Annotated in this window: 17 protein-coding genes; 8 read left to right on the forward strand and 9 right to left on the reverse strand. The window is 42.3% G+C overall.

The annotated features are described in order from the left end of the window. Window positions 1-25 precede the first annotated feature (25 nt). Window positions 26-1,108: a photosystem II q(b) protein gene (psbA, locus tag PL9631_RS06445; RefSeq protein ID WP_083617855.1), complete on the forward strand. Its 1,083-nt coding sequence runs from the start codon at window positions 26-28 to the stop codon at window positions 1,106-1,108. A 241-nt stretch (window positions 1,109-1,349) separates the two neighbouring features. Here the strand turns inward: psbA and mltG are convergent, their stop codons facing one another. The 5 genes from mltG to PL9631_RS06470 form a co-directional block, all read right to left on the reverse strand. Beyond that, on the reverse strand, window positions 1,350-2,423 hold the full coding sequence (gene mltG, locus PL9631_RS06450; RefSeq protein ID WP_083618408.1) for an endolytic transglycosylase MltG: 1,074 nt from the start codon (window positions 2,421-2,423) through the stop codon (window positions 1,350-1,352). A gap of 151 nt (window positions 2,424-2,574) precedes the next feature. Beyond that, on the reverse strand, window positions 2,575-3,168 hold the full coding sequence (locus PL9631_RS06455) for a DUF3727 domain-containing protein (RefSeq protein ID WP_083618191.1): 594 nt from the start codon (window positions 3,166-3,168) through the stop codon (window positions 2,575-2,577). Window positions 3,169-3,273: 105 nt separating this feature from the next. Then, window positions 3,274-3,741 (reverse strand): Holliday junction resolvase RuvX, encoded by a 468-nt coding sequence (gene ruvX, locus PL9631_RS06460; RefSeq protein WP_083618195.1) that lies wholly within the window; start codon window positions 3,739-3,741, stop codon window positions 3,274-3,276. Between the two features lie 2 nt (window positions 3,742-3,743). Then, a complete protein-coding gene (locus PL9631_RS06465; RefSeq protein ID WP_083618198.1) occupies window positions 3,744-4,970 on the reverse strand; it encodes a GNAT family N-acetyltransferase in 1,227 nt (408 codons plus the stop codon). A gap of 184 nt (window positions 4,971-5,154) precedes the next feature. After that, complete coding sequence (locus PL9631_RS06470; RefSeq protein WP_083618200.1) at window positions 5,155-6,333, reverse strand: F420-0:Gamma-glutamyl ligase; 1,179 nt, start codon at window positions 6,331-6,333, stop codon at window positions 5,155-5,157. A gap of 270 nt (window positions 6,334-6,603) precedes the next feature. Here PL9631_RS06470 and cruF point away from each other — a divergent pair, with 270 nt between their 5' ends. The 3 genes from cruF (at window position 6,604) to PL9631_RS06485 (ending at window position 9,573) form a co-directional block, all read left to right on the forward strand. Continuing rightward, window positions 6,604-7,521, forward strand: coding sequence for a gamma-carotene 1'-hydroxylase CruF (gene cruF, locus PL9631_RS06475; RefSeq protein WP_083618202.1), 918 nt, complete (start codon window positions 6,604-6,606; stop codon window positions 7,519-7,521). Window positions 7,522-7,618: 97 nt separating this feature from the next. Beyond that, window positions 7,619-8,854 carry a 2'-O-glycosyltransferase CruG gene (gene cruG / locus PL9631_RS06480; RefSeq protein ID WP_231516666.1) on the forward strand — a complete coding sequence of 412 codons (1,236 nt, stop codon included), beginning with the start codon at window positions 7,619-7,621 and terminating at the stop codon, window positions 8,852-8,854. A gap of 167 nt (window positions 8,855-9,021) precedes the next feature. After that, complete coding sequence (locus tag PL9631_RS06485) at window positions 9,022-9,573, forward strand: Panacea domain-containing protein (RefSeq protein WP_083618204.1); 552 nt, start codon at window positions 9,022-9,024, stop codon at window positions 9,571-9,573. A 293-nt stretch (window positions 9,574-9,866) separates the two neighbouring features. On the opposite strand, the gene PL9631_RS06490 is transcribed toward PL9631_RS06485, so the two are convergent. Together PL9631_RS06490 and rimM are read right to left on the reverse strand one after the other, a co-directional pair. Continuing rightward, window positions 9,867-10,136: a hypothetical protein gene (locus PL9631_RS06490; protein ID WP_026787989.1), complete on the reverse strand. Its 270-nt coding sequence runs from the start codon at window positions 10,134-10,136 to the stop codon at window positions 9,867-9,869. Window positions 10,137-10,197: 61 nt separating this feature from the next. Beyond that, window positions 10,198-10,815, reverse strand: coding sequence for a ribosome maturation factor RimM (rimM, locus tag PL9631_RS06495; RefSeq protein WP_083618205.1), 618 nt, complete (start codon window positions 10,813-10,815; stop codon window positions 10,198-10,200). 87 nt (window positions 10,816-10,902) lie between these two features. Here rimM and PL9631_RS06500 point away from each other — a divergent pair, with 87 nt between their 5' ends. Together PL9631_RS06500 and PL9631_RS06505 are read left to right on the forward strand one after the other, a co-directional pair. Beyond that, on the forward strand, window positions 10,903-12,276 hold the full coding sequence (locus PL9631_RS06500; RefSeq protein WP_083618207.1) for a tetratricopeptide repeat protein: 1,374 nt from the start codon (window positions 10,903-10,905) through the stop codon (window positions 12,274-12,276). 13 nt (window positions 12,277-12,289) lie between these two features. Further along, window positions 12,290-12,892, forward strand: coding sequence for a hypothetical protein (locus PL9631_RS06505; RefSeq protein ID WP_083618209.1), 603 nt, complete (start codon window positions 12,290-12,292; stop codon window positions 12,890-12,892). 83 nt (window positions 12,893-12,975) lie between these two features. Here the strand turns inward: PL9631_RS06505 and PL9631_RS06510 are convergent, their stop codons facing one another. Both PL9631_RS06510 and PL9631_RS06515 read right to left on the reverse strand, forming a co-directional pair. After that, the gene (locus tag PL9631_RS06510) at window positions 12,976-13,767 is read right to left on the reverse strand and encodes a calcium-binding protein (RefSeq protein WP_083618211.1); all 792 of its coding nucleotides are present in this window, start codon (window positions 13,765-13,767) and stop codon (window positions 12,976-12,978) included. 184 nt (window positions 13,768-13,951) lie between these two features. Continuing rightward, window positions 13,952-15,097, reverse strand: coding sequence for a class I SAM-dependent methyltransferase (locus PL9631_RS06515; protein WP_083618213.1), 1,146 nt, complete (start codon window positions 15,095-15,097; stop codon window positions 13,952-13,954). A gap of 146 nt (window positions 15,098-15,243) precedes the next feature. On the opposite strand from PL9631_RS06515, the gene PL9631_RS06520 reads away from it, so the two are divergent. After that, window positions 15,244-15,618, forward strand: coding sequence for a DUF3110 domain-containing protein (locus PL9631_RS06520; protein WP_083618216.1), 375 nt, complete (start codon window positions 15,244-15,246; stop codon window positions 15,616-15,618). Between the two features lie 38 nt (window positions 15,619-15,656). Next, on the forward strand, window positions 15,657-16,586 hold the full coding sequence (gene murQ, locus PL9631_RS06525; protein ID WP_083618217.1) for an N-acetylmuramic acid 6-phosphate etherase: 930 nt from the start codon (window positions 15,657-15,659) through the stop codon (window positions 16,584-16,586). Window positions 16,587-16,666: the final 80 nt, after the last annotated feature.

Consider the following 16,666-nt stretch of genomic DNA (forward strand, 5'->3'; position numbering starts at 1 on the left):
CAAATACATAGCAATCATAACCAAAATGACAACCACGATTCAGCAGCGCGAAAGCGCCTCTATCTGGGAACGGTTTTGTAACTGGGTGACATCCACCAACAACCGCATTTATATCGGTTGGTTCGGTGTTCTGATGATCCCCACCTTATTAACCGCCACCATCTGCTACATCGTCGCCTTCATCGCGGCTCCCCCCGTAGACATCGATGGTATCCGCGAACCCGTTGCTGGTTCACTGTTATACGGAAACAACATCATCTCTGGTGCAGTTGTTCCTTCCTCTAACGCCATTGGTTTACACTTCTACCCCATCTGGGAAGCAGCTTCCTTAGATGAGTGGCTGTACAACGGTGGCCCTTACCAGTTGGTGATTTTTCACTTCCTGATCGGCATCCTGTGCTACATGGGTCGGGAATGGGAATTGTCCTACCGCTTAGGTATGCGTCCTTGGATCTGCGTCGCCTACTCTGCACCCGTTGCAGCAGCAGCCGCCGTGTTCCTGATCTACCCCATCGGTCAAGGTTCATTCTCTGATGGTATGCCCCTGGGCATCTCTGGAACCTTCAACTTCATGTTAGTGTTCCAAGCCGAACACAACATCTTGATGCACCCCTTCCATATGTTGGGAGTTGCTGGAGTCTTTGGTGGTAGCTTGTTCTCCGCCATGCACGGTTCTTTAGTTACCTCTTCCTTGGTGCGTGAAACCACCGAAACCGAGTCACAAAACTACGGTTACAAATTCGGTCAAGAAGAAGAAACCTACAACATCGTTGCAGCCCACGGTTACTTTGGTCGTTTAATCTTCCAATATGCCAGCTTCAACAACAGTCGTAGCTTACACTTCCTGTTAGGCGCATGGCCCGTGATTGGGATTTGGTTCACCGCTTTAGGTGTATCAACCATGGCCTTCAACTTGAACGGTTTCAACTTCAACCAGTCAATCATCGACTCTACCGGTCGGGTGATCAATACCTGGGCTGATGTGTTAAACCGGGCTAACCTGGGTATGGAAGTCATGCACGAGCGCAACGCTCACAACTTCCCCTTAGACTTAGCTTCTGGTGAGTCCGCTCCTGTGGCTTTGGTTGCTCCTCAAATTAATGGTTAATTTTTAACCTCAATATTCCAAAAGACGCTCTCCGAAAGGGGGGCGTTTTTTGTTGTTCAATATTTATGATTAAATGGTTATGTAGAGTGTTCGTAATTACTGACTAATGCTATATTATCCAGTGTTTATCAGGTATTGATTGAATTATATTCAAGGGGAATAAATTCCCCAGCTTCGTGTTTCCTTCTGGTGGTCTAAATACCCGCTCGTTTCCACACTCCTATCCTTTTTTTAGGATTTCCTATTGAGCAGAAAGATTGCGTTCAACTTCAGCGATCGCTGCTTGATGTTCGGCCTCCGTCCGACTAAAAATATGGGTTCCGTCGTATCGCGCCATGAAATACAAATAATCCGTTTTTTCCGGGGTTAAGGTAGCCTTTAAACTGGCTAAACCTGGACTCGCGATCGCCGTTGGCGGTAAACCCACATTGATATAAGTATTGTAGGGAGAGGGCGTTTCCACCTGTTTAAAGGTTAAAGGTTGAGCAACGGTTTGACGAATACCCAAAGCATATTCCACCGTCGGATCAGCCGCTAGTTGAATTCCCTGTTGTAAACGGTTATGAAATACCCCGGAAATCCGATTTCTTTCACTCGGTATAACGGCTTCTTTTTCCACAATACTAGCTAATGCAACCCATTGATTTAAACTCAAATTATGTTTAGATGCAGCTTGTTGATAAACGGGTAAAGCCTGTTCTTGAAACCGATTCAACATCTGACGGATCACGCCTTGAGGGGTAACTTCAGCCGCTTCAACTTGATAGGTGTCGGGAAATAAAAAGCCCTCTAATAAGGGTAAATTGGGTGGAAGCCAAGGAAAATCTTGATAGGGAATTTGGCGACTCGCCACAAGAAATTCCTCCGCCGAGAAAAATCCCTGTCCCTCAAAATATTCGGCCATTTGTTGAATTGACCACCCTTCGGGGACGGTGAAACTCAGAGTCATCACCTCACCATTCCAAATCGTAGACGCCACTTGACTCAGGGACTGGGTAGGAGCCAAGGAATAGCTTCCCGCCTTAAAATCCCCTTGGGGGTTTTGGAAGACTAACCACCGCGCCCACAGTCTCCAAGCCAAATCCGAACGAATTAATCCCGCCGCCTTCAGATCTTCCCCAATTTGCTGACTGGAAGTTCCCGGGGGAATTAGAATTTTAACGCTGTTTCCCTGGGTGTCAGAGGAGTTAACCTGTTGCTCTGTTTGGGGAGCGGCACTGGCCCAACTCCACCAAGCCCAACCCTGCCATCCGAAGAATCCCCAAATAATCGGTAGAATTAGAAGGTAAAAAAATCCTTTAGAAAACCGTTTCATCGTTTTTCTGTCTTGAGTTTTTTTCTGCTTTGTTGGTGCAATTCCCAAGCCACTTCTCCCTAATTAAAACTTGCATAAAAACTGAAATTCTTTTAGCTAAATTATTAGAAAAGATCTGCCCACAAAAACAGTAGAAACAGATCTAAATCTATTAATCCAAAGCATCAAAAAGTTGATCTTCAATTAAAGGTAAAAGAGGTTCTAACCTTTTAAATTCTTCGGGAGATAGTTGTTTATATTCTCCTTCTTCATTAGCTTTAGCCAGAATAAAAAATGGATCGGCTGGGGTGTAAATGCCATACTCCTGTTCCTCATGGTAGAAACTAGCTAACCACAGCAATTCCTCATATTCTTGTTCATCGGGTTCAGCAGAATCCAGATCCAGATTCGAGTCTCCCTCCTCTGGAAAATCCGGTAATTCTCCGGCTACCGTTAGGGTAATCCCCGTGCGTTGTAGATCCAAATTGTGTTCTGCTAAAACCGCTTTAGCAGTTTTAAAAATTCTGTCAATTTCTTCTTCTGATTCTACCGGAACTGCGGATTCATCATCATCCTCATCGTCATTCCAAGTTAGAATTTCGATGGGCGAGTCCACGGGTAGAAGTAATCCATAATCTTGACCTTCTAACTCAATTGAGGATTGTAAGACGCAAACCAGCGATCGCCCCTGTTCATCCGTCAGGGTCACGGTCACTTGTTCTTCCTCAGAACGTCCATTTTCTTCGGGAAATTTAGATGGGAACATCATTTATATCGTACTATTTTTAACCATATTAAACGTTACTGGTAACAACTTATTCAGGGATACAATAATCACTACTCCCCTACTCCCCTACTCCCCCGGCTCCCCCTACCTCCCCTGCGGCCACTGAGCCTGTCGAAGTGCCCCCTGCCTCCTCTGGTCTAACCATTGTTGCAAAATCAAGGCGGCGGCTTTGCGGTCGATCATGCTTTTATTGCGAGAGGGAGAAATATTATCCGCAATCATTAATTGTTCCGCTTGGTAGGAGGTGAGCCGTTCATCAATGTATTCCAGGGGTAAATTCAAGGCATGGGCTAACCGTTGAGCATAGTTTTGGGTATATTTAGCCTGAGAACCTAAAGAACCGTCGAGATGGTAAGGTAAACCCGCCACTAATACCGCTACTTGCCTCTGCTGTACCAGTTCTTGAAATTGAGCGATATCCTGGGCAAAAGAACGTCGCAGAATCGTGGTGAGTCCCGTTGCAATTAAGCCCGTGCCATCACAACCAGCAACACCAATGCGTTTACGACCAATATCTAATCCCAAGGCGGAAATAAACAGGGATTTTCCCATAATTACGCAGGATCAGACGGTAAATCTAGGGACTTTTGGGTTGAGTTTTTGGGGTCTAATTCCGGTGTTTCCGAGATCCCCTCCACCGTAGATTTTTGTACTGGGGAAGGAGATTTGACCGTTGGCCCTAACCAAGACATCGGAGTGGGTACGGGTTTATGGGCGGGTTGCCAACTGGGTAGGACATCGGATAATTGTAACCCTTCGAGGGAAGATTTTGATTCCCGTAATTTATGCCAAACGGAACGGGACATTAACAAAGTATGTTCCACCCGTGCGGCCCCAATTTTTTCTAAATAGGCTTCTCGTTCGGGTTGATAGTCAGCCGACGCCAATTTTAGGGACTGGGGGCCGAATTCCTGGGCTAAATGAGCCATCTGGGATAGCAATTCGGGGTAAAGCCAGGTATAGGCCGGATGCACAGTTAACTCGGCAACATGGGGTTGACTGCCATCCCGGGATAACTGCACCTGGAAATATCCAATTGCCGCTTTCCGTTGGGGTTCAAACACATAGCCACTGACCTGTTCACTGCGACTAAACCATTGTTTGATTGCATCTACAACGGCCTGAATAAAACTGGTTTTAAAATCTAAAATATGACGGTCAAACACCTGTCGCAACAACGGAGGCATGGAAACCGTATCCAGTTGATACAGCAGTTGAGCATCGGCATTACTCACGGGTAAGAGGTTGGGTAAATCCGGTTGAGAATTCGCCAAGGTTTTTAGCAATTCTGGTTCCACGACCCAATAAGTCATCTGAGCTAAGGGTTGAAATCCATTTTGCCGATAGAGTGCCATCAAACTGCTATCATTAACATTAACTTCTAATAGCCAGGTTCGCGCTTCCCAAAGGGTTTCAAAACAATACCGTAACAGTTGTGAACCGATACTACTGTGATTGTTTAATCGATCTACAAATATTCGATCAATTCGCCAAGTGCTGCGGGTCGTGTTAAAAGGTGAGACTTTAATCATCCCTAAAACTTGCCCGAACTGTTCAGCAATATAGGCGTTAAATAGATTTTGGCAGGGGTTGGGAAACCAGCTTAAAAATTTAAGCAACCCATACCAACGACGCAGGTGTTCTAACTCCTGGGCCGATTCCGTGTCAGGATCAGATTGATCACCAGCCTGGCAATATAGCTGTTCAATCGCTTCTAGGTCGCGGTATTGAAATTGGCGAATATTAAACTGGTTTTGATTTTGGGAAAGAAATAAATTCATTGAATCAACTCAGGTAAAGGGGTTATCAGTTATCAGTCAAGAATTAGTTTTATATTTATCTAATTAATTATAAACAGTTAAGATTAAAGTGGTAATCATAGCTTTCAACTGATACTCTGGGGGCGAGGTTTCCCATGGCTGTAAACTTAACTTCCTCACCCCTATAATATAACTGCTAACTGAATTACTGATTTGATAAAGGGCGAATGAGTACCAGTGGGGTTTGCTCATCGGCATTTCCGGCGGGATTACTCCTTAAGGCTTCCTCGATCAAAGCCGTAGAAAGACCGGAGGTTGATGCTAATATTTTAACGGCTTTTAAATCGTTCACGTCTACAATTGCCGCCCCTAACCCCGTTTCTTTTTGTAGGGTGTTCACTACGTTTTGAGGATCACCTGGCCCTAGGACAATAAATTGATCATAGGGGGGCAAAGTTCCGGTCACATCATCAATGAGTCGAGCTTGTTCACCCGCCAACTGATAAAATCCCCCCGGTTTCCCCAGAAGTTTGGCGATAGTTCCTACCACGATAGCAAATAATACCCGGGCTGATCCGACCTGATTTACTAAGGTTTGCATCCCGCAGGCCGTGGCCAAACTGGAGGTCGGCATAAAGAAGTAACAGACCCGTTGAGCCACCCATCCCGGCTTGATTTGGCTCGGATGGTAAAATCGCCCCTGCATTAAAGCCACCGGGGTTTCTCCCAAGGTGACAATATCCCCGGCTTGAGCATGGGGAAGCACATAACATTTAATCACCTCGACGGGATCATCAATATGGGTTAATAAATGGGTACGAATCGGATAAACTTCTGCAACCCCTTCTACGACTCGTTTATTGGGGATCATGGTCGGATCTGGATATTGTAGAGGTAGGACAAGGTGGCGAACTTTAGGAATCCGTCCTTCTGGCCCATAGGTTAGATACTTAACCTTCACCCAAGCCGATTGTAAGGATTTTAGATCTTCTCCTTCGATTTCAACTAAAACTTTAATGCGGGTGGTTTTTTGGGCTTTGACAATATACCCAAACCAATAGTTATCTTCCCTAGCACCTGCATCAATATGGGCGGGAATTACTTTAATGGTATGTTTAATCCCGTCTAAACTCGCTTTAGACAAAAGGGTCAGTTGGGCTCTGACTTCCGGTATCATAATCTCCAGATTTGAGGTCAGGTTCTGGAACTCCAGTTCTCCCCGCAAGACATAATGGCGGTCGTCGGATAAATCCAGATTCCATTCTCCCCGCGTGAGTTCTAGTTTATTCCCCGGACGCAGACGATATTGAATTTCTAGCCCCAATGTTCCTAAACCTAGTAAAACTAATGCGGCTGTTGTTACCAGGCTCAAACCTGCTGCCATTACACCACTTCCCCTTTTAAATGTGCGTAGTTGATGCAAACCGACATCCGATTTGCACTCCCATCCTACCGCAGCCCGTCTATTCTAAAATTCTTAAGTTAAATTACAAAAACAACTCTTGGAGCATCCAAAGTATTAATAAGACTTATCCTACCCGGATTTCCAGCAGATTACGTCCGATAGAAGCGCTAAAGGGTATATTCTGATATAAAGATTTGTAAAATTCACCAAAAACGCTTGGCGTATCTTAATACTTTCTCAAGGAGTCCCATGAAGCACAAGTCAATTGCAGAACGATTTTGCCTCACGGCTCACGTTGTGTCAACCCTATTTGGACTGGCGGGGTTATTGTTTATCCTCCCTAACCCTGAACTGGTCGCTAATTTACCTCCTATGGGGATGAATATCTTTGTCTGGAGTATGGCGACCGGAGGTGTGGCTTATATTGTGTTTGGGGCGGCGGCGCTGGCATTATATGGCTATCGCACTTTAGGGCTAGGAACAACCTTAGCCTTTATGATTCCCTCCCTATTGTTATCCTTATCCAGTGAACTTTTAGGAACTAGCACCGGATTTCCCTTTGGTCATTATCAATATTTGAGTGGTTTAGGTTATAAAATAGCCGGACTGGTTCCCTTCACAATTCCCTTATCTTGGTTTTATATGGGTTTAACTTGCTATTTGTTAGCCCGGGCTGGTTTAAAATTAAAAATGGGAGACAGTTGGATACGTCAACTCTGGGCTTTAGCATTAGGGGCCGTATTACTAACCGCTTGGGATTTGGTATTAGACCCCGCCATGAGTCAAGCTCCTTTTCCTTTTTGGCAATTTCAAGAAGTGGGTGAATTCTTTGGAATGCCCTATCGAAATTTAGCCGGATGGATGGGAACGGGCTTTATTTTTATGAGCGTCGGGGCGTTTTTATGGCGCAAAACTCCGATTGCTTTATCTCGCTCCCAATTAACCTTACCCCTGATTGTTTATATCACCAATTTCTTTTTTGGAGCGGCGATTACCGTTGTCGAATTAGATACTCGGTTCCTATTTCCAGTAGCTTTAAGTATTCTATTTGGAGTGGTTCCAGCCATTATTTTCTGGTGGAATGCTAAACCTTCTTTGGATACCATGGAAAGTTTATTATCTAGCGATAGTATTACTCCATCGACCGTTGAAGCTGTTGTGAAGTAAGTATGAAGATTTAAAAAGGATGGGTAAGGTAAAGCCCATCTTTTTTATCCTTCTTTGTGTCCTTGTATTTTTGTATTTCCTATTCCTTTCTGTACTAATTTTAATGTTGAATCCAATCTTATTAATAATTCCTAATTTCTCAGTCACTAATTCTTGGGTTATATTATTTTTTGGGGTGATATTACTATTACAAATTCCCGCCACCATAATTTTATTATCTCGGTTATTCAAAGGGGCGATTAGGGTTCCCCCTCTACAACCCCAAAACCCCAGCTTAGAACTGTTAGGAACCGTAAGTATTGTGGTTCCCACATTGAATGAAGCCGCCCGGGTCACGCCCTGTTTAGAAGGGCTAACACGGCAAAGTTATGAAGTTAGAGAAATCCTAATTGTTGATAGTCATTCCCAGGATGGAACCCAGGATATTATTCAACAATTCGCTGAATCTGATCCCAGATTTAGATTGATTTTAGATGATCCTTTACCTCCAGAATGGGTGGGTCGTCCTTGGGCACTCAATACGGGTTTTTTGAAAAGTTCTGAAAAAAGTGAATGGATTTTAGGCATTGATGCGGATACGCTCCCCCAACCGGGTTTAGTGGCGAGTGTGGTGCAAACGGCGATCGCAAATCAATATGATTTATTATCATTATCCTGTAAATTTATTCTGAAATATCCGGGGGAATTGTGGTTACAACCTGCCCTATTAATGACTTTAGTTTATCGGTTTGGATCACCCGATTTGTCACCCCAAAAACCCGAACGGGTGATGGCTAATGGTCAATGTTTTTTATGTCGGCGTTCGGTATTAGAAAAAGTCGGGGGATATTCGAGTGCTAAAAATTCCTTTTGTGATGATGTAACTTTAGCTAGAAATATTGCTCAACAAGGTTTTAAAGTTGGGTTTTTAGATGGCGCAAATGTGTTAACTGTTAGAATGTATGATGGATTAAAAGATACTTGGGAGGGTTGGGGGCGATCGCTCGATCTCAAAGATGCTTGTTCTAAAACCCAACTGTGGGGAGATTTATTTCTCTTATTCGCAGTTCAGGCTTTACCCTTACCATTATTACTAATTAATCTAATCTTTTCCTCTAGTCTATCCCTACCCGGTTTTTTGAGTTCAACGATATTAGGATTAAACGGTTTTTTAGTATTTCTACGGATAATATTAACAGCCGCAATCTCTTTATCCTATGATTTGAGTCAAGCTCAAATGCCTTGGGTATTTTGGTTATCTCCCCTCGCTGATCCAGTCGCCGTATTAAGATTATGGATATCTGCAACTCAGACTCAAATTCAATGGCGAGGGAGAACCTACGAAAAGAATTAAAACCCAAATGTGTTGGCAAATAATTGTTACCTCTTTTAAAACTGTCCTTAGTATTGCTATAATTGAAACATCCGATTACTACTTGCCAAGAGCGATAATTACTTAATTTTTATGTTTCTATAATGTTGTCAGCAATTGTTTGTTGGTGTAATTAGGGAAATGTTGCTATGGAATACCAATTTGATTTTAATATTGAGAAAGGTATAGAATCTGTTCTTTACATATTGGAGCTATTAGAGAATAAGGTTCAACCAACAATTCATAGTGTTTCTAAGGTGTTGTATTTTGCTGATCAAAAACACTTAGAAAAATATGGAAGGTTGATTTGTGGTAATAGTTATTACGCTATGAAACATGGCCCCGTTCCCAGTGAGATTTATGATTTAGTGAAATTAGTGCGTGGAGATTTGTCTCCTATTTTTAACCCTGCGCCAGAAATATCTGAACAGGTTCTTCATGCTTTCAAGATAGTTGATAAGCATAACATCAAAAAGCTGAGAGAGCCTAATACAGATTTTTTGAGTGAGTCTGATATTGAATGTTTAAATTATTCAGCAACAGAATATAGAAGTTTGTCTTTTGAAGAACTGACAAATTTAAGTCACGATCAAGCCTGGAAATCTGCGGATGAGAACGATATAATTGATGTGGAAGATATGATCAAAACCTTTGATAATTCCGAAGAACTTATTGAACATTTGCAAAATCCTCATCCATAATTTAGAACTTTATGCCAGCTAAATGGGAAATATTTTATGTGCAATCTTGTCGCCATACTAAGCCAAGTCCCAAGGATAAGTTTGTTTTAATCGCATATATTGATCCTTCACCTTATGGATTTCTGATCAATTCCCAAGTTAATAAATATCTTAAAAACAGAATTTTAAAATAGGGCGATCGCTAAATATTGGACTTTGGACAAAATTAAAAGCATATAAAGTTCTCCCCCGTAATGAGGAAGAACTTTACTAAATCAGCACTCGACAATAAACAATCAACGGTCAGCAAACTGCTAGTTAACTCGTTCTAACTGCCAGAGAATTTGATTACCTTCTCGCCGCACTCTGGATACCTCCCAGTTGCGCCAGGCCCAGTTATCCCCTCGACTGGTGACAGCACTAGCATTAATATCCATGAGATCAGCCAGTTCAGAACTACTGATTAAGTAGCCTTTGGTAGCAATTTCATCAGCAATATGCAGGGTTTCGATCAAATTGCGAAGTTGGTTCACCCTAACCTCGCGCGGTAGGTTTTCCAGTGAATCGTTAATTAAGTCAGTCATGGCAAGATCTCAGACAGCAAGATTAGAGTCTATCATACAGCCCGTTAATAAAAGGTTTCGTTCACGTCATTTTCTCAATTAACCCAGGGGGCGGGGTAATTTCAATCCGTTTTTGTTCTAAATCCACAATTGGAACAATCTCTTTTACAAAGGGAATCAAAACCGTGGGTAGGGGTTTAGGTTTACGTTTCTTCTTAGATTTACGATGAATCCCCTCGGGAATCGGTTCAGAAACTAGCGTGTCTTGGGTAGGAGTCGGGGAATATAACTCCACTTCGAGTAAATCATTCCCGGCTGAAATCACATCTATGACTTTTCCGATCGCTTCCGCTTTTTCCGGGTCAAAGACTTCCAACCCAATTAAATCTAAAACATAAAATTCACCTTCCTCTAAATGGGGACGATCTTGATCAGTAATCAACAAAGGACAGCCCTGTAACGCTTCCGCCTGATTCCGATCTTCAATTCCTTCGATTTCAACCACATAAATGCCCTTACTGGGCATTAAATAGCCCCCCAAAAATTCCACTGGTTCGGGTTCAGTTTGTCCCGGCTTTAATAACCATCGTTGTCCCGGTTCAATAAATCGTTCTGGAAAATCCGAATTGGGATAAACCCGGACTTCTCCTGTTAACCCATGAGCCGCAACAACTGTCCCGATCTCGATCCACTCAGACATGATAGTATTTCTTAATTCTTGCTGTTCTTCAATAATTTGATCCTGGGGATATCCAATTTGGATTTCCTCGATTCACGCTTAGATGATATGAAAAACACAAACAAATTTGCGCTCACCTTCGCCTTTTGTCGATTTGGGACAGTGGGGAAGTTCACACCTAAGCTATTTGATCAACGGAGCCCGATTGCTACCGCTACCATTTTACTGTTTTTTACCTGTTTATCCCCATATTCCCTAGCTCAAAATTCCCCGTTATCAGAATCTTCGGTGCGGGAACAGGAGATTAAAAATCAAGTAGAAAATCAGGTTGATAATACCTTCCGTCGGTATCTGGCATTATTAAGTTTAATTTTACTATTATTACTGCTTTTAAATACGATCGCAGCCTGCGGAGTTTGGTTTTTACTGAAAAAATTAGCCCAACAAACGGCATCCGCAGAGCAGGAAATTGAAAGTCTTAAAACCGATACCCTGACGGAGATAGAACGGGTACTCACCGAAGCTAGACAAATTTTATATCAATTGCAAAATAAAAATGATTTAGCCCATGAAACCTTACAAACTCTCACGACTCAAACTCCCTTACCTGTGATGGAAGCGGTTTGGGCGGAACAGTCAGAAAACAATAAATCGGGTGCAGAGATTGAGGAATTATTACCCGAAATTCATGATCAATCTGTAACTGATGAAACAGCACTCCCGGTAAATTCGGCTGAGGAAGTTTCAGTTCCGATTGTATTACCTATTGCCTCGGAAAACGAGAAAAATCAAACTCCGGCTCCGGTTGAAGTTGAAGAAAAATCTACTGACGCAACGGCCGAGCAAACTCCAGTCTTAGAGGTTGAACCTGAAGCAGAACTTAAACAAGCGATTAGTTTAGCAAAACAGGGAGATAAATTATTTTTGGACGGGGATTTAGAAGCCGCAATTGAAAGTTATGATCAGGCGTTAAAAATTAAACCTGATTTAGCAGAAGTTTGGAATAATCGCGGGGTAGCACTGACCCGATTACAACGATATCATGAAGCCATTGTTTCCTATGAAAGCGCAATTCAGTTGCGATATCATTATGCCGATGCGTGGAATAATCGAGGAGTGGCTTTAGGAAAACTCAATCATTATGAAGCCGCGATTTTATCCTACCAACGGGCTATTGATTTAAAGTCTAATTATATGGATGCCTGGAATAATCGGGGCTTTGCTTTAGCGAAACTGCAAAAGTATGATGAGGCGATTTCATCGTATAATCAAGCGGCTAAAATTCGTCCTGATTTTTACCGAATTTGGTATAACAAAGCCCGATGTTATGCGGTTCAAGGGCAAGTGGAGTTAGCGCTGGAAAATCTAAAACGGGCTACGCGCTTAAATCCCGAAGCCTGTCAAAAGTTAGTAAAACGGGAAACGGATTTTGATCCGATTCGACAGGATAAAAACTTTTTAAAGTTAAATTTCGACTCCTAATTATTGCAATTAAATGAATATAATTGAATTAATTTTTGTTAGTTTTTCCGCTTGTTTGAGTCTGTTTTTTCCGGGTTTATTGGGTTATGAATCCTCTAAATCTCAAGATTTAATTAATTACCCGTCTAACAATTCCTTAGCTACATCCTACACCAGCGGCGATGGTGTAGATACCACCAGGCGCTATCGCATTTTAATCCGGGATTTAGTTCAAACGGAAATTTCCCAAAGTTTTAGGCGAGTTAACCCGTTATTATCAACTTGGGTTTTAGTTGCTGTCTTAGTTCCTAGTGCTAGTGTTTTAAGTATTTTAATTTTGTTTTTTAAAATTACCCGAGAGAGTCGTAAATTCTCCCAACATTTAGAGAGGGTGAAAGATGATTTTATTCCTGAATTTTATGCAAGAATTGGTGAAGCGCAAGACATTGTTTATGATCTCCAGGATTCTTTTCAAGTCACAGAAGAAGCAATTCAAGGAATACAAGCAAGGCTAGACTCTCTTTCGACTCAAGATGATGATTTGGAAGAATATACGGTGGAAGATGATAAAAATAGACTCAGAAATCGACGACTGAACTCTTCAAAAAATAGGGAACAGGGAACAGGGAATAGGTAATAGGTAATAGGTAATGAAGTATTATTTCTGTTCCGGTGTTCCGGTGTTCCGGTGTTCCCTTTTGATTCTGAGTTAATTATTAATTAAATAAACACATATTGATCACTGTCTAATGTTTGGGCAATATTCCCTTGAACAACGGCTAATAACTGTTGTGACCCATTGGGATTCAGTTTAAAAATTGCCACTCCTGCGGGTACATTAGCAGGTAAATTACCAATAGTATATAAATCGCGAGTCCCGCCTAGGAGTAACTTATCTTCATTTCCATCAAAATCCGTAATCAGGGTATAGCCTAAATTCTCATTAGAAATGCCCAGCAGGGTATCATCACCTCGGTCGCCTAAGAGCAAATCGCTTCCGGTTCCACCAATCAGACTATCATTGCCTTGACCGCCATAAATGGAATCATCTGCACTGTCACCAAACAGCGTATCCTGGTCGTTATTCCCAAATATTACATCGGATTCTGGCCCCCCATAAACGGTATCCACTCCGATATCACCAAACAGAGTATCAAATCCGCTATTTCCGATCAGTAAATCACTCCCTTGACCAGAAAATAGAATATCATCTCCATTTTGTCCTTCCAGGAAATCATCTCCCAGGAAACCAATAATCGTGTCATTTCCATCTCGACCGGTAATCACATCACGAAGCGCTGTTCCTTCTAGGATATCATCATTTTTTGTCCCAATCAGGGATGCAGCCGGGGTTAAGGGTGCAATTTGATCTCCATTACGACGTAAAAAGAAAGAGTCTGCACCCTCACCGCCGATGAGTGTATCCACTTCATCATTAAAGACAATTACGGCTGGGGTCGCAGGGATCGTTTCTCTGGCAACTGGGATAGATACAGATGGAAAGTTTGACATTGTACTTCGGGGTAAACAACAAGCGAGGGCAAGAATAAAAACAACATTTTACACTCAATTGACTATTTTTTATACCCGACAAACTTCTCTATAAATGGTTGTGTTGTTTTTTCGCTCCGCTCCTCTGAATCAATAGACTCTGATTAGCATACAGAATCAGGATAATTTTTGATCCTATCAGGAATTACCCATGACCGGGATCAAGATTAGGGGTATAGAATTGAGTTAATTTTTCTACGGTTGTAGTCTCAAAAACCCATTCTAATCCTTGACGATTAATAGCTTTAATTAAAATAATATCTTGTGGGGAAATTTCAGCTAAGGGAAGTTGATAAGACCAAGACCATTGGGTATCAGAATCCGTGGGTTTAAAAGCAAATAAACCGTTTTCTATAAATTGACCATTAATTGAAACCAGAATAGAGTCTAATTGACCGTTGGGATTAATTTCTGATATGGTTCCGGTTAATAATAGATTCCCCTCTGGGGTTAAGCTACACCGTTCTATTTTTCCCTGGGGATGGTGACTAAATTGCAGAGAAGATAGGGGTTTTTGAGGAGTACGAGTGACTAAATATAAATCTTGATAGCCACAAATTCCCTTGGGAATTCGGGAATAAACTGCTTCGCCCTGACTAATTGTTTTTAAACTCTGCGCCACGAAACTTTCACCGACATAACTGGTTCCATATTCGTTCATGTCTAAACTGCGACTTTCACTATTAGGAATAAATAAAATATCCGAGGTAGAAATAGCTAAATGGGCGGGTAATAAATCTCGGTCATGAACACTAAACATTAATATTCCTTCGGGAGATAATAAGGAATAGAGTTTTTGTAACCAAGTTAAAAACGTGGCTTCAGGAAGATGACTAAAAAACGAACAAGCTAAAATAGAATCAAAAGATTGTTGGATCGGATAGTCCTGGGGATAGGTGGTAGAAACAATTCCTTGCACCCCAAATTGTTCGGTTTGAAACTGCACCGCCTGGGCATAAATATCAGAAATCCAAAGGTTTTGAGGCGGGATTTCCTGAACCAAAAACCGGGTAAAACGACCATAACCACTGGCAAAATCCAAGAAAGACGAAATCCGATCTAATTGTCCAAACTGCCACTTTAAAACCTGTCTAACGCTATCTAAAATCCGACGCCCATTAAAATAATACCGAATACAAGCCCGATCGGGTGTGCCGTGATTCGCTAAGGCAAATAAATACATTTCATCTTGATCACAAATAGTCGAATTAAAAGTATCAGGAAACAAGGTTTGATCTTGAATAAACCGTTGACAAGCTAAGGAGTGAGGAGCTAAATTAACAAACTGCATTGACTGTTTTAAAAAATATAAGTTTTCCGATCCATTTCATCTTACAGAAGACTGGGAACCCAAACAATCCGATCGCCCTTGTCAAAAATTGCCCCCTTTGGCGGTAAAATACTAAAGCAATAGTGATCACAACTTCATCCAAAGCTATGCGAGTTTATGTACTACTGTTCAACGCTGGAACAGAAAATGAAGGAATTCATACGATTCAGATGGGCGATCGCAATAAAGTGTTAATATTTGAAGACGAGGATGATGCCATTCGCTTTGGCGTGCTTCTGGAAGCTCAGGATTTCCCAACGGCTACGGTAGAAGCCATTGACGAGGAAGAAATTAAGGAATTTTGTATTTCGGTTGACTATGACTGGGAACTGGTTGGGTCTGGCGAGTTAGCCATTCCTCCCGAAAATAACGTTGATCAAACGGATTGGCAAGTCGAGGAAGACCAACCCCTAGAGAAAGAGCCGGATTTTGTCTCACCGGAATTAGACGATATTCGCAAACGGCTAGAAGGGTTATTATAATTGGGTTTAAAGAGTACAGATTGTAGGTCAAGCTAAATATGGAACAGTGGGAATCCCGGGGACATTTATTAACCGAACAAATCAACGTCAGCAGTCAGAACTTAGATCAACTGAGTTCTTTAGAATTAGTCGATTTGTTCAACAGGGAAGATGTCCAAACCTTGCTGGCGATCGCCCGTTCCCGTGAATCCTTGGCCCAAGCCATTGATCTAGCCACGGCGGCACTGCGTCAGGGGGGGCGTCTATTTTACGTGGGAGCGGGAACCAGTGGCCGTTTAGGGGTTCTGGATGCGGCTGAATGTCCCCCCACCTTCTGTACCCCTCCAGAACTGGTTCAGGGCATTATTGCCGGGGGAGCGGGGGCTTTAGTTCGCAGTTCGGAAGACTTGGAAGATCGAGCCGAAGATGGAGCCGGGGCGATCGCCCTGCGTCAAATTACCTATTTAGATGTGGTGGTTGGGATTACGGCCGGAGGGACAACTCCCTTTGTCCAGGGGGCATTACAAGCGGCTCGTCAACGGGGGGCCAAAACCGTATTTATTGCTTGTGTTCCGGTGGAGCAGGTGGAATTTGAGGCGGATGTGGATATTCGTCTATTAGTCGGGCCAGAAATATTAGCGGGTTCGACAAGATTAAAAGCTGGAACCGTCACCAAAATGGCGTTAAATATTCTCTCGACTAGCGTTATGGTTAAGTTGGGAAAAGTCTATGGGAATCGCATGATTGATGTGGCGGTCACCAATAAAAAATTACACGATCGCTCCTTAAGAATATTAATGGATTTGACGGAAATTGATCGAGAAACGGCTGAAATTTTATTAGAAAAAAGTGAGAAATCCGTTAAGTTAGCCCTATTAATGCAGTGGACGGGATTAGATGCCGTATCCGGTCAAGACCTATTAAATCAGCATCAAGGACAATTAAGACAGGCAATATTAAGTCTTCCCAGTCAGAATTTGCCAAAATAGGAGATTCGGGATAGGATTTTTTTCCTAAAAATGGCAGTAACAATGTCCAGATTAATTTTTCCCGATCCTATGAGCATCCT

It is taken from the genome of Planktothrix paucivesiculata PCC 9631 (assembly GCF_900009265.2).
In the GTDB taxonomy this organism is placed as follows: Bacteria; Cyanobacteriota; Cyanobacteriia; order Cyanobacteriales; family Microcoleaceae; genus Planktothrix; species Planktothrix paucivesiculata.